Source organism: Micromonospora sp. B9E7, from assembly GCF_039871815.1.
Classification (GTDB): Bacteria; Actinomycetota; Actinomycetes; order Mycobacteriales; family Micromonosporaceae; genus Micromonospora.
Genome location: NZ_JBDPLX010000001.1, coordinates 290,080 through 303,429 on the forward strand (window position 1 = coordinate 290,080; position 13,350 = coordinate 303,429).

14 protein-coding genes and 1 pseudogene are annotated in these 13,350 nt (G+C 68.6%); 11 read left to right on the forward strand and 4 right to left on the reverse strand.

Annotation, left to right across the window (positions count from 1 at the left end):
* Position 1 precedes the first annotated feature (1 nt).
* From ABGB10_RS01275 to ABGB10_RS01285, 3 genes are read right to left on the reverse strand one after another with little or no spacing between them, the layout of a single operon-like run.
* Positions 2-313 carry a type VII secretion target gene (locus ABGB10_RS01275; protein ID WP_347658943.1) on the reverse strand — a complete coding sequence of 104 codons (312 nt, stop codon included), beginning with the start codon at positions 311-313 and terminating at the stop codon, positions 2-4.
* Positions 310-708 (reverse strand): YbaB/EbfC family nucleoid-associated protein, encoded by a 399-nt coding sequence (locus ABGB10_RS01280; protein ID WP_347658944.1) that lies wholly within the window; start codon positions 706-708, stop codon positions 310-312. The genes ABGB10_RS01275 and ABGB10_RS01280 overlap by 4 nt, the downstream gene beginning before the upstream one ends.
* A 59-nt stretch (positions 709-767) precedes the next feature.
* Positions 768-1,166, reverse strand: coding sequence for a hypothetical protein (locus ABGB10_RS01285; RefSeq protein ID WP_347658945.1), 399 nt, complete (start codon positions 1,164-1,166; stop codon positions 768-770).
* A gap of 114 nt (positions 1,167-1,280) precedes the next feature.
* Here ABGB10_RS01285 and ABGB10_RS01290 point away from each other — a divergent pair, with 114 nt between their 5' ends.
* The 11 genes and pseudogenes from ABGB10_RS01290 to ABGB10_RS01340 all read left to right on the forward strand — a co-directional run bounded on the left by ABGB10_RS01290 (position 1,281) and on the right by ABGB10_RS01340 (position 12,304).
* Positions 1,281-1,553, forward strand: coding sequence for a hypothetical protein (locus ABGB10_RS01290; protein WP_347658946.1), 273 nt, complete (start codon positions 1,281-1,283; stop codon positions 1,551-1,553).
* The gene (locus ABGB10_RS01295; protein ID WP_347658947.1) at positions 1,546-2,157 is read left to right on the forward strand and encodes a DUF6879 family protein; all 612 of its coding nucleotides are present in this window, start codon (positions 1,546-1,548) and stop codon (positions 2,155-2,157) included. Before ABGB10_RS01290 ends, ABGB10_RS01295 begins: the two co-directional genes overlap by 8 nt.
* 4 nt (positions 2,158-2,161) lie before the next feature.
* Positions 2,162-4,561, forward strand: coding sequence for a tetratricopeptide repeat protein (locus tag ABGB10_RS01300; RefSeq protein ID WP_347658948.1), 2,400 nt, complete (start codon positions 2,162-2,164; stop codon positions 4,559-4,561).
* 18 nt (positions 4,562-4,579) lie between these two features.
* Positions 4,580-6,076 (forward strand): hypothetical protein, encoded by a 1,497-nt coding sequence (locus ABGB10_RS01305; protein WP_347658949.1) that lies wholly within the window; start codon positions 4,580-4,582, stop codon positions 6,074-6,076.
* A gap of 22 nt (positions 6,077-6,098) precedes the next feature.
* The gene (locus ABGB10_RS01310; protein WP_347658950.1) at positions 6,099-6,227 is read left to right on the forward strand and encodes a hypothetical protein; all 129 of its coding nucleotides are present in this window, start codon (positions 6,099-6,101) and stop codon (positions 6,225-6,227) included.
* Positions 6,228-6,554: 327 nt separating this feature from the next.
* Positions 6,555-7,438, forward strand: a pseudogene (locus ABGB10_RS01315) (helix-turn-helix transcriptional regulator).
* Positions 7,431-7,625 carry a DUF397 domain-containing protein gene (locus ABGB10_RS01320; protein WP_347658951.1) on the forward strand — a complete coding sequence of 65 codons (195 nt, stop codon included), beginning with the start codon at positions 7,431-7,433 and terminating at the stop codon, positions 7,623-7,625. The pseudogene ABGB10_RS01315 and the gene ABGB10_RS01320 overlap by 8 nt, the downstream one beginning before the upstream one ends.
* 124 nt (positions 7,626-7,749) lie before the next feature.
* Positions 7,750-8,085: a nucleotide pyrophosphohydrolase gene (locus ABGB10_RS01325; RefSeq protein ID WP_347658952.1), complete on the forward strand. Its 336-nt coding sequence runs from the start codon at positions 7,750-7,752 to the stop codon at positions 8,083-8,085.
* Between the two features lie 140 nt (positions 8,086-8,225).
* Positions 8,226-10,133, forward strand: a complete 1,908-nt coding sequence (locus ABGB10_RS01330) for a DUF2075 domain-containing protein (RefSeq protein WP_347658953.1) — start codon at positions 8,226-8,228, stop codon at positions 10,131-10,133.
* A gap of 47 nt (positions 10,134-10,180) precedes the next feature.
* Entirely contained in the window at positions 10,181-11,017 is an 837-nt protein-coding gene (locus ABGB10_RS01335) for an aldo/keto reductase (protein ID WP_347658954.1), read from the forward strand.
* Positions 11,018-11,062: 45 nt separating this feature from the next.
* On the forward strand, positions 11,063-12,304 hold the full coding sequence (locus ABGB10_RS01340; protein ID WP_347658955.1) for a hypothetical protein: 1,242 nt from the start codon (positions 11,063-11,065) through the stop codon (positions 12,302-12,304).
* A gap of 36 nt (positions 12,305-12,340) precedes the next feature.
* On the opposite strand, the gene ABGB10_RS01345 is transcribed toward ABGB10_RS01340, so the two are convergent.
* A complete protein-coding gene (locus ABGB10_RS01345; RefSeq protein ID WP_347659231.1) occupies positions 12,341-13,321 on the reverse strand; it encodes an oligopeptide/dipeptide ABC transporter ATP-binding protein in 981 nt (326 codons plus the stop codon).
* Between the last annotated feature and the right edge of the window lie 29 nt (positions 13,322-13,350).

Sequence of the window (13,350 nt, forward strand, 5' to 3'; positions counted from 1 at the left end):
GTCAGCCCAGTGCACGGAACAGGTCGGCGTTGTCTTCCTCGACCTGGTCATAGGCGTTGCCCATCCCGACCAGGCCGTCGGCGAAGCCGGTCAGGGCGTTGAGAACGGAGGTGACCGATCGCTCTGCGACCTGGTGGGCGGCCTGATAGGACACGCCGATCAAGCCACCGACATCGTCCGCACCGAAGATGTCTCCCATCCCGTCGGCCGTCCCCCGAAGCTGCTGCCACCGCTCGCCAAGCTGACCTGCCGCCGTCCGCACCGCCTCACCGGCCTCCCGTAGCTGAGCCGGGTCGACGTCCAGCGGTCTCATCGACGCGGCTCACGTAGCAGCGCCACAACGTCCTGCAACGCCTGGCCCATCTGGGCCATCTGTCGGATCGACCGGTCCTGCACCTCGTGGAGGCCGCCCGCCAAGGCGTCGACGTCGATGGGCTGCCCGATGCCGGGCTGGCCTCCTCGTAGGACGTCGAGTGCCTCGTTGACGGCGGTCATCACGTGCTCGGCCAGCTCCCACGCGGGCAAGCGCATCAGTCGCGGATCGATCATGAACGAGTCGAGCCTGCCGTCGGTGATGGTGGCGGTGACCAGCCCGTCGGCGGCGCTGCCATGGGCGGCAGGGACCTCGTGGGGATCGACGAGGGTTTCCGGGCGGCCGGACCGCACGGCCTCCAACGCCCGACGCGTCTCGGTCAGCAGATCGTCCATCGAAGACAACTCACGTTCGCTCACCACAACACGGGAAGATATCAGCTCAGTACGCAGCGTCAGTGCCGAGCGGGACGCTCACCGAAACGGATACCGCCGTGGACGTCACGCGCCTGCACTACCGGCCCGTCCACGTCACCGGAGACCGAGTTGGCTACACCTCCAGCACCTTCGGCGACGGTGGCCTCGACCTGCGACCACCGAGATCGCAGCTCGGCGCCGAAGGCCACGTCGCGGCGCGACTCCCGCTCGAGGAGCTCGGCGAGGCGGCCCACCGCCTCTGGCGAAGGCTGTTGCAAGGCGTCCTCGATGGCGGCACGGTTCGCCGGCTCGTGCTGAAACCGGCTGCGCAGAAAGCCGATCAGGGAGGACACCGCCGCCCGGCCACTCTGGGCCAGCTCGGTCGTCGCCCACGCAACGAGCGTCGTCGCCGCGGTCACCATGATCGGGTCGGTCACCATTCCCCCTCCCGCCATCGCCCCGGCTCGTGGAGACGAACAGCGGGCGCGAGTAATCAAACAGCTCGATGTTACCTTGGGTGCTCGCGCGGACACCTGACCTCGGAGGTCGCCATGAGCGGACAGCGTTGGGAAGCGGACCCTACCGCCGAGCTCACCCGCCGTTGGGGTAAGTCTTCCCACGAGCTGGGCAACACCTCCGGCGACGGCAGCTGCCCCGACGTCTGGGAGTTGAGCAACGGCGACATCGCGGTGATCGGTCAGGACCTCACTGGCGCCTACCAGGGACGACTTCCCGCCGACGTCTCGGTGGATCCTGGCGAGCGACTTATCATCATTCCCCGATCGACATTGATCGCGGCGAAGGTGGACATACCTGATGCATGACCTGTTCCGCGGGGATCCCGGCGAGCGGCTCCGCCTGGAGGACTACTGGGCGGACTTCGAGGATCGGTTCTGGCGGACCGGTGCTCCGGGCTTCTGGAAGCTGGAACGTCAGCAGACCTTCAAGGAGCCCGGTGACGAGGGATGGCAGGCGTTCGCCGACGGGCGATGGGAAGATTCGCTGCGAATCCTCGGCGCGCGCCGCCCCGAGTTCCAGAGCTACTACCGGCGGATCGCGGAGAACGGGTTCGCCACCCGCCGGGTTCGGGTCGTCGAAGAGCCACTCACGCCGTACCTCCAGTGGGAGCTGCACGTGCTGCGGCTGCGGCACGAGTTCGGCGGGCTGACCCGGGTGGTCGACGCGGACGCGGTCGCGGCAGCCGAGTCGGGCGGTCAGTTGCCGGAGATCTACACGCTCGGCACCGAGGTGATGTACGAGGCCGTCTACGACGCCGACGGCGTGTTGGCGGCCGCCCGCCGCTGGCGTGACCCCGAGTTGGTGGCGAGCTGCCAGTCCTTCATCGAGTCGCTCTACCACCGGGGTGAGCCCCTGGACGAGTACTTCACCCGTGTCGTGGCACCGATGGGGCCTCCCCGCGCGGGGTGACGAGGTGGAAGGCGTCGGTTCGGACGGTGCCGGGCAGCGGCCGGCTCAGGTGAACCGGTCTGAGCTGTCCGGCCCTACGGAGCTGGTCCAGGCCCGCGACGTGTACGGCGGTGTGCACTTTCACGGCCAGGCGGCTTCCCAGGAGCGGCCGCAACAACTCCCCGGTGACGTACGCGGTTTCGTCAACAGGGTGGATGAGCTCCGGACGCTCAACCGGTTGCTGACCGAGGGGGATCAGAGCGTCGATGTCAGCCTGTCGGTGATCACCGGGACGGCGGGCGTCGGTAAGACCTCAGTCGCCCTGCGCTGGGCGCACAGCGTCCGGGCCAGGTTCCCTGACGGGCAGCTCTACGCCAACCTGCGCGGTTACGATCCGGGCGAGCCGGCGCAGCCGGATCAGATCCTCGACCGCTTCCTACGGGCTCTCGGTGTTCCGCCCTCGGCGGTGCCAGCGGATCTGGATGATCGGGCGGCGCTGTACCGCTCGTGCCTGGCCGGCCGGCGCGTACTGGTGCTGTTGGACAATGCCGCATCGGCCCGGCAGGTGCGCCCGCTGCTGCCGGGCACGGACCGCTGCCTGGTCCTGGTCACGAGTCGGACCATGCTCTCCGGGCTGACCACCCGCGACGGCGGCCGACGGCTGACGCTGCGTATCTTGACCGAGGACGACGCCGTCACTCTGCTACGCGACATCACCTCGCCTTACCGCAGCGGCGACGACCCCGCCGAGCTGACCGAGTTGGCGCGACTCTGCGCCCGGTTGCCGCTGGCGCTGCGCATCGCTGCCGAGCGGGCGGCGAGCCGGCCGTTCATGCCGCTCGGCGAGCTCATTCAGGATCTGCGCGACGAGTCGGCCCTGTGGGACGCCCTCACCGCCGAGGAGGACGAGGAGTCCGATGCGGTGCGGGCGGTCTTCGCCTGGTCCTACCGGGCCCTGAACCCGACGTCCGCGCGGCTGTTCCGGCTGCTCGGGCTACACCCCGGCCCGGACCTCAGCGCCCCGGCCGCCGCCGCGCTGACCGGTATGTCGCTGACCCAGGTACGGCAGCCGCTCGACGCTCTGGTCAACGCGCACCTGTTGGAACATAGCGCTCCGGGGCGCTACCAACTCCACGACCTGCTGCGCGCCTACGCGGTCGACCAGGTCCGCCACCTGGAGAGCGCGGAGGATCGGGAAGCCGCCCTGCGCCGTGCGTTGGGCTGGTATCTGCACACCGCCGACGCTGCGCTGGCCCGTACTCTGCCGTTCTACCGGACCGTACCGTTGGATCCGCCGACCGACGTCACGCCGCTCGCCTTCGCGGCCGGCGCCGAGGCGGACGCCTGGTTCGACGCCGAACGGGACAACCTGGTGGCGGCCACACGAGCAGCCGCCGAGACCGGCCGATCGCGGATCGCCTGGCAGCTGGCAGCGCTGCTGCGCAGCGTCTTCATGCACCAGAACGCCTTCGAAGGCTGGTTCACCACCGCCCGGATCGGGCTGGCGGCAGCCCGCAGGCTGGGCGACCGGCACGGCGAGGCGGAGACGCTGGAAAGCCTCGGCAAGGCCCACTTCCAAGCGCGCCAGCTCAGCGAGGCCGCCGAACACCACCGGGCCGCGTTGGCCATCCGGCAGGAGATCGGCGACGAGTACGGCACAGCAGTGTCGATCAACGCGCTCGGGCTACTGGACCTGCGCCACCGTCACCTCACCGAAGCGCTCAGCCACTTCAGCGAGAGCCTGGCGGTCTTCGAGCGGCTCGGCAACCAGCGATGGCAGGCCTTGCTGCTCAGCAACCTCGCCGAGACTCGCTACGAGCTGGGTGACTTGACCGAGGCGGCGGCGCTATTGGAGCGAGCGCTCCCGGTGCAGCGAGAGATCGACGACCGGGGGCAGGAGGGCAACTCGCTCTTCTTCCTGAGCATGACCCTGCGGGAACTCGGCCGTACCGAAGAGGCTCTCGCCGCGATCGAGTCGGCCATCGCCATCGCCGAAGGCGCGAGCCAGCTCTGGCTGGGGCACTGGCTGGTGGAGTACGCGCGAGTCCTGCGCGCCTCCGGCCGACCCGCCGAGGCGCTGGAGGCCGTACACCGGGCGGCCACGATTCAGCGTCGGCTCGGTGACCACAGCCGCGAGGCGATGGCCCTCGATGGCGCCGGTGAGGCGTACCGGGAGATAGGGCAGGCCGGCGAGGCGATTGCATTCCACCTGCGCGCGGCGGCGGTGCACCGGCAACTCGGGGACGGTTGGCAACTTGCCCTGACGCTGGACCATCTGGCTGCCGCGCTGACAGCGGCGGGCCGCCCCGAGCAGGCCGCACAGCACCGGCGGGAGGCTCACGCACTGCTGGCCGGATTCGACGACGCACGTGCTGCCACGCTTCGCGAAGGCATCACCGCGTCGTTTCCGTCCGCCACTGACTGAGATCGAGCAACCTTCGCGTTGACGCTGCGCCATTCATCGATCACTCTAAGTGTCTGGCTCGTGAGCGCGTCAGCACCGGGGGTGGGCGTGGATATTGAATCGCTCGTGCGGTCCCTGAGCTACCAGTCGCTACTGGCGCTCAATTCCTCCGATCAGCTCGTCGACGATGTGCTCCGGTATGCCGAGACAAATGCCAAGATGCGCGAGGCGTACTGGCATCACAAGAGGTTGACTCCGGTCGACGTTGGCAAGGGCGGGATGCGCACCACTCCCGCACAGGTGCTTCACGAACTGGGGGTGGCCACCACCCTTCTCACCGCGTCCCCCTTGTCGCAGGTGGCCCGGCACTGGGCCGCTGTCCGCTACTGCGCCACACTGACCAGGATCCACGGCAGACGCCTCGCGTTGACACCGGATGCCAACGAGGTCGTCTACCACCACAAGGTGACCCAGTCCGAGCAGTTGGGCGTCGGCCTGGCCCTCGTCGTCGCAAAGAACCTGCTTCGCCGACAGTATCGGGGATGGACGTTCCACGCGGTCGACGCGGAGGTGGCATTGAAAGCTGGCTTTGTGGACAGCGGCGGCGCGGTCGAGTCCGTCTCGCGCACCAAGAAGCGGCCGGACTACATCCTGCTCGGCCACCACGCCACGAAGACCCGCCGACGGATGAAGATTGTGATCCTGGAGTGCAAGGGCACGCACGGGTCGCCGAACTTCGTTCATGGGCAGCTCGCCCGGGCCGCCGTGCAGGTGGAGGCGTTGACGGTGGGCGGAAGCAGCCCCCCGTCGCTGATGGTCGCCTCGCACCTCACTCAAACCGGGATCACCGCTTACGTGCTCGATCCGCCAGGCGATGCAGAGTTGTGGTCCGGTGACGACGAGGAACTGGACGGCCTGTTGAGCACCACCCCCGCGGACCAGTTCTGGCGACCGCGTACGGCCATCCCTCCAAGGCCCGAGGTGAGACAGACGCCTACCGCTGCGCTCTCCCCCGCCGACGAAGCCGCCGCCGAGCCGCAACTGGCCGACGAACTGCCGCCGGGAGCGCCTCAGGTCTTCGACATACCCGAGCATCAGCGTGGCTGGTTCACCCAGATCCTGACCCGCGCCGTGGCGGCCACCGCCCTGCTCTTCGCCGGGAACAACGCCGCCGCCAGCGGCTATGCCACACCTCGCCAGCGCGGAGCCGAGGATCCCGCTTTCCAGCCAGCGCTGTTCGACCTAGACCCGGCATGGGCGACGAGCAGCGCCGCGACGTTCGCACTACCCAACGGGCTCTCCGCGGAGGGCACCCGGCACCGCGCACCTCTGGGCCGTGGCAGGGTCCTAGAGGTGTTCCGAGGCGTGGAGAGCCGCCTCTACCGTGAGCTGGCCGAGGGTCAGGTCAGCGCCTACCTGAGGGATGCGCCGAGCTTCTTCGGCAGGCGAGCTGAGCCGCCGGCCGACGGCAGCGTGTACTCGTTCGGCCGAGATGGCACTGTCCTGGTCGTCCGCGTCCTTGATAGTGGCGGGTGACGTGGCCGCTGCGACCCGAAACATGGCCACAACCATCAGAGAGCATGAATGGCAGCTCGCACCGCCCGGTTGGGATGCGCCGCTGAGCGCCGAACTGGGTCCGCTCCTGGTCAGCGGCGACACCTGGCAGGTCGACGAGCAGCACACCTAGGAATTGCGGACGGCACGGTCTGGTGCGGCACCGGTAGCGGCACGGTTCTCCTGAGGGTCATCGATAGCTGAAGCGACAGCATCGCAGCCAGTCGGGAACGCGTCGCTGCGATGGAGTTGGGAACACCACTCCACCCCCGACAGCACGCCGAAAAGAGCTTGTGGGAACTGCGCGCTGATGGCTCCGGTCGGGTGTGTCTTGTATGGTCAGAGGGCGTATTGGACCGATGCGGCGGCACGGATTGAATTGCTTCTTGAGGGCATGACCGCGCGTTTCACCGGTGACGTCTGGATGTAACAAAATGCAACGCGGAGAGGGCGGGAGCCGATGGCCGACGACATGGGATCCACAGTGCCACGACGACAACTCGGGCGAGCGCTGCGCGACCTACGCACTGAGGCGCGGATGACGCTGGATGGCGCGTCCGAGGCGATGCAGTTCAGCCGGCAGAAGCTGTGGCGCATCGAGACTGGCCTCGGCTCGGTCCGGTCAGTGGACGCCAAGGCCATGTGCGAGCTGTACGGGGCTACGCCCGACCTGACCGGCGCCCTCACCGCCCTGGCCGCCGAAACCAAGGCCAAGGGCTGGTGGCACTCGTACGGCGACGCCGTCCCCCCGACTGGTTCGAGCTATACGTCGGCCTGGAGTCGGCCGCGTCACGGCTGCGGGAGTATGAGGAAACCTTGATACCCGGCCTGCTTCAGACCCGCGCCTATGCACGTGGCGTCTATCAGCATCGCTCACGCATCACGCAGGACGAGCGCGAGCGCTTGGTCGAGGTCCGATTGCAGCGCCAGACACTATTGGAACGTCGCCTTCCGCCAGCGCCGCAGTTTGAGGTGGTGCTCTCCGAGGCGGTCATGCTGAGGGTCGTCGGCGACCCCATCACGATGGTCGAGCAACTGCGACACCTGCTCGCTGTAGGCAGGCTCCCGCACATCTCGATCCGGGTGCTTCCTCTTACCGCCGGTCTGCACTTCGGTGCTGTAGCAGGTCCGTTCGTCATGCTGGACTTCCCGCTCCGCAACAGGATTGAGCCCGAGCCGTCGGTGATCTACAGCGAGTCGCTAACCGGGGCGCTCTACCTCGATCGCAAGGAGGAGCTCGCGATCTACGAAGAAGTGTGGGCGAGCCTCTCCTCATTGGCCCTCGATGAGCAACAATCGAGGCAACTGATCAACAAGGTCATCGGAGAGGTCCACCATGGCTGAGCTGACCGGCGCCCAGTGGCGCAAGAGCACCCGCAGCGGCGACAACGGCGGGAACTGCGTGGAGGTCGCCGACAATCTGCCTGGCCGCGTCGCGGTGCGCGACAGCAAGGACCCGGCGGGCCCCGCCCTCATCTTCTCCCCTGCCGCCTGGACCAGCTTCGTCCGAGCCACCAGGTCTGGGCACTGACAACAGGCAGCTCCGCTCAGCACGATTGCGAAGTGCTGACGCTCGTCGGCCGCGAATGAGGCGGCCCTCATGGATCGACCGTCGGGTTGCGTGCCGGGGCACGGCTTCTGCGATGCTCCTGGTCATGGACGATCTGACGGGCAGGGTGAGGGCTTTCGCGGAGGAGCGGGACTGGCAACAGTTCCACACGCCCAAGAACCTGGCCATGGCGCTCGCCGGTGAGGTCGGCGAGCTGATCGCCGAATTCCAGTGGCTCACACCCGAGCAGGCCGGAGCCGTCATGTCCGACCGAGAGGCTGGTGCCCGGGTCAAGGCCGAGATCGGCGACGTGATGATCTATCTGACCCGGCTCGCCGATGTCCTCGGCATCGACCTGATCGAGGCGGCTGCGAGCAAACTGGAGGAGGTGGCTCGCCGCTATCCGGTCGACCAGGCTCGCGGGTCGGCGGCGAAGCGGTAGCCGCAGACAGCGTCAACATGGCGCTGAGTTGATCTCTTCGCTACAGTCCATCACGTAGGAGCGCGTCACGACGGGCTTCCGGCGACTGCCGGACATGCCCCCCATGCGCACGATCACTTCGTGCTGCCCGGGGGCAAGTGTTGTCAGCGTTCCGTACGTCCGCCGATGGTCTGCTGCGTCTGGTCGGCAGCGGCACACTCGCAGACCGGATCGTGGAACAGATCGGCCGCAACGTGAGCCCAGCAGAGCGCCGCTCCTGGTCGCGGAGCCTTGAGGTGCTGGGGCAGGATCTCGCCGACGCGGGCCTCGGACAGGTCGAGATGTTGGTCGAGTACCAGTTGCCACTGACCAGCAAGCGGGTCGATGTGGTGCTCGCCGGCGCGCACCCGAGGACGTCCGACGACTCCTACGTGGTCGTAGAGCTGAAGCAGTGGTCCTACGCCGAGTCCTACGAGGGCTCCGACACCCTCGTGGCGATCGAGCACGCGCATGGCCCACGGCTGCACCCCGGCGTCCAGGTCGAGCAGTACTGCGAGTACCTGACGGACTTCCTCGGTGCCCTCGCCGGGCACCACAATCCGGTACGCGGGGTGGCTTACCTGCACAACGCGACCGACCGCGACATCAGCGACCTGTTCGACCGCCGGGCGACCGAGCAGAGCCGGATCTTCACCAAGCAGCGGCGGGGCCAGTTTCTCGATTACCTACGCACCCACCTCGCACCGACGTCAGGTGCTGGTGCGGCGGACCGTTTCCTCTCCAGTTCGGTACGGCCCAGCCGCCATCTGCTGCGGTACGCCGCGCAGGAGTTGAAGGGCCGGTCGCACTTCACCCTGCTAGATGAGCAGCGTGTGGCGTACGAGTTGGTGCTCCACGCCGTTGAGCGGGCGCGGTCGGCGGACCGCAAGTCGGTCGTGGTCGTCTCCGGAGGTCCGGGCAGCGGCAAGAGCGTGATCGCTCTCTCTGTGCTCGGTGAGTTGGCGCGCCAGAACCGCTCCGTCATGCACGCGACAGGTTCGCGGTCGTTCACCCAGACGTTGCGTCGGTACGCCGGCAAGGGGTCGACCCGGCTGAAGAACCTGTTCGGCTACTTCAACAGCTTCATGTCCGCCGATCGCAATGGACTGGACGTCCTGATCTGCGACGAGGCGCACCGAATCCGGGAGACCTCCGTCAACCGGTTTACGACGAAAGCCAAGCGGGACACGGCACGACCGCAGATCGACGAACTTATCGCCGCGGCCCGGGTGCCGGTCTTCCTCCTCGATGAGCACCAGGTGGTGAAGCCGGGCGAGTTGGGCAACGTCGACGTCATCTCGTCGCACGCGAAGCAACTCAACCTCGATGTCGAGGTCGTGTCTCTGCATGCTCAGTTCCGTTGTGGCGGCAGCCAGGCGTACCAGCGATGGGTCGTCGACCTGCTCGGCCTCGACGGCCACGAACCGTCGGTCTGGACCGGCGACGGAAAAGTCGACTTGCGTCTCGCCGACTCGCCCGAGGCGATGGAGGCCTTCCTCGCCGAGAAGCAGAGGACCGATGTGACGGCCAGGATGTCCGCCGGGTACTGCTGGCCGTGGAGCGACCCACGCCCGGACGACAGCCTGGTGCCAGACGTCCACATCGGCGCCTGGTCGCGGCCGTGGAACGTCAAGAGCGACCGCAGCGTCGGCGATGCACCTGGCAGCGCGTTCTGGGCCACCGACCCGAACGGGTTCAGCCAGGTCGGCTGCGTCTACACGGCCCAGGGCTTCGAGTACGGCTGGTCCGGCGTCATTGTGGGCCCGGACCTGGTCGCCCGAGACGGCCGCCTGGTGACGCGACGTGAGGAGTCGAAGGACCCGGCGTTTCGTAGTAGGAAGACGGTCAGCGACGCCGAAGCGGACCTGCTGATCCGCAACACCTACAAGGTTCTGTTGACCCGAGGGATGCGAGGGACCATCGTCTACTCCACCGATGCCGAGACACGGGAGTATCTCGCTTCCCTGATCAAGGTGATCCGGCCGGTCGAAACCGTCTACGAGGCGACCGGCAACGACGACCCGGATTGATCGACCGGTTGGTTAGGTAGCTCACGCCCACGGGTAGGGTTCCGATCATGACGATTCCGCATCTCACGGCTGCCGACGGCACCACCCTGCCGGCGATCGGGCTCGGCACGTACAAGCTGAACGGTTCGGCGGGTGTCGACGCGATCGGGCAGGCGATCCGGACGGGTTACCGGTTGCTCGACTCGGCGGTGAACTACGAGAACGAGGGCGCGGTCGGTCGCGCCGCCCGTTCGGCGGGGGACGTGCGGGACGAGTTGATCGTCACCTCGAAGTTGCCGGGGCGGCACCACCGCTACGACGAGGCGCTGACCACCATCGAGGAGAGTGTGTTCCGCACCGGCCTGGACCGGGTCGACCTGTACCTGATCCACTGGCCGAACCCCAGGGAAGACCTGTACGTGCAGGCGTGGAGGGCGCTGATCGAGGCGCGCGAGCGTGGTCTGGTGCGGCACATCGGGCTCTCCAACTTCCTGCCGGAGCACATCGAGCGGCTGGTGGCCGAGACCGGGGTCGCCCCGGTGGTCAACCAGATCGAGGTGCACCCGTACTTCCCGCAGCAGGAGGCGATCGACTACCACCGGGAGCAGGGGATCCTGGTGCAGGGTTGGAGCCCGCTCGGCCACGGCAACGACCTGCAGCAGCACCCCGTCATCGTGGAGATCGCGAACGCCCACGGTGTCAGCCCGGCGCAGGCCATCCTCGCCTGGCACGTGGCCCGCCAGGTGATTCCGCTGCCCAAGGCCGCCTCGCCGCAGCGGCAGGCCGAGAACCTGGACGTCTTCGGCATCACGCTCACCGACGCGCAGGTCGAGGCCATCACCGCGCTGGGCCGCCCGGATGGCCGGCTCTCCAATCAAGACCCGGCGGTGTACGAGGAGTTCTGACGAACCCCACCCGCTGACTGTCGGTGGGGTGGGAGAGCATGGGACGTGCTCGACGGACTTGACGACATCGACTGGGCGCGGCTGGGCCACGCCTACGGGGCAGCCGACGACGTGCCCGGCCAACTGCGGGCCCTGCTCTCCCCCGATCCGGCCGCCCGGGACGAGGCCCTGGGTGACCTCTACACGAACGTCTTCCACCAGGGCGGCCGGTTCGAGGCGAGCGCGTACGCGGTGCCGTTCCTGCTGGAGATGCTCGCCGATCCGGCCACGCCGGACCCGGCGGCGGTGCTCGGGCTGTTGAGCGTCCTCGCCGTCGGGTACGACGAGGGTGTGCTGCCGGAGGGCTTCCCGGTGGCCGAGTACCGCCGGACCGCCGAGGGCGGTCGTGAGCTGCTCGCCGCCAAGCCGCCACCGTGGACCGGCGTCGACGAGTCGCAGAAGGAGTACGTCGAGTACGCCTACGTCGAGTCGCTGTCCGCGGCCGACCAGGGTCGGCTGTGGGCGTACGTCGAGTTGGCGACCTACGACGCGGTGCGCGCCGGGGTTCCCGTGTTCCGCACCCTGCTGGGGCACCCCGATCCGGGCGTGCGGCTGGTCGCGGCGTACACCCTCGCCTGGTTTCCGGAGGAGGCCGACGGCAGTGTGGCCGCGCTGGCCGGCGCGACCGACGCCGCTCAGGGCCGGGGCGTCGCGTCGACGGCCGGCGAGGTGGCGACCATGCTGGTGGCCTCGGGGCTGCTGGGTGCCGCGCCGGACGTCCGCTGGTTGACCGATCCGCGCCCGGTGGTTCGCTGGGCCGCCGCGATCGGTCGGGCCCGGGTGCTCGGCGCGGCGGCCGACCCGGCGACCGTCGAGGAGCTGTTGAGCTGGGCGTCGACACCGAACGACGACGCCGCCGGCGAGCCGGTCGAGGGCGGGTGGGTGCCGTTCCTCGGCGGCGATCTGGGCGGCTACGCGGCGCTCGCCCTGCGGCAGCTCGGTTCGCAGCACACGGATCGCGCCTTCGACGCGCTGCTCGACCGGTTGCCCACTGTCGGCGGCGAGCGGTCGTTGACGGTGCTGGGTGTGGCGTTGGGTCTCGCGTTCCCGGACGGTCCGGCGGCGGCAGGAGCGCCGGCGGCGGCGTTGACGCCCCGGCAGCGGCGGCTCGCCGAGGTGCTGGGTCGGTCGACCGAGCCGTGGTTGATCGACGGGGAGAAGTTCGGCAACGTGGACATGCTCGTCGGTGAGTACGGCCTGCCGAGGAGTCGCGAGGCGATGCTGGCGTACCTCGGGCAGCGGCCGTAGCCGAGCGGCGCCGTCACCCGGGCCGGCGGTGGTGTCTCAGGCCACCTGCGCGGCGGCCGGCTGCTCGTCCAGTGCTCCGGCGAAGTGGCACGCCGTTGCGTGCCCGTCGCCCACCTGACGCAGCGGCGGGGTCGTGGTGGCGCAGACGTCCTCGGCCTTCCAGCAGCGGCTGCGGAACCGGCATCCGGTGGGCGGGTCCATCGGGCCCGGCACGTCGCCGGCCAGCCGGATCCGCGCCTTGGGCGCCGCGCCGCGCGCCACCCCGAGGTCGGGTACGGCGGAGAGCAGCGCCTGGGTGTACGGGTGCTGCGGCGTGCCGTAGAGCGCGTCGCGGTCGGCGATCTCGGCGACCCGACCGAGGTACATGACTGCCACCCGGTCGCAGAAGTGTCGTACCACGCCCAGGTCGTGCGCGATGAAGACGAACGCGATGTTGAACTCCTTGCGCAGGTCTTCGAGGAGGTTCATCACCTGCGCCTGGATCGACACGTCGAGGGCGCTGACCGGTTCGTCGGCGACGATCACCTTGGGCTGTACGGCCAGCGCGCGGGCGATGCCGATGCGCTGCCGTTGGCCGCCGGAGAACTCGTGCGGGTACCGGTTGTAGTGCTCGGGGTTGAGGCCCACCACCTCCAGCAGTTCCCGTACCCGGTCCAGCTCCTTGCCCTTGGGCACGAGGTTGTGCACGCGCAGGGGCGCGCCGATGATGGTGCCCACCGTGTGCCGCGGGTTGAGCGACGAGTACGGATCCTGGAAGATCAGCTGCAGCTCCCGCCGGTACGGCCGCAGGTCCCTCTCCTTGAGGTGCGTGATGTCGGTGCCCTGGTAGAGGACCTGCCCGCCGGTCGGTTCGAGCAGCCGGGTGATCAGACGTCCGGTGGTGGTCTTGCCACAGCCGGATTCTCCGACCAGGCCGAGCGTCTCGCCCGCGCGCAGTTGCAGCGACACCCCGTCGACGGCCCGGATCCGGTGCGCGTCGCGGCCGAACCAGCCGTCGCCCCGGGCGGTGAAGTGCATCTCCAGGTCCCGCAGTTCCAGCAACGGCG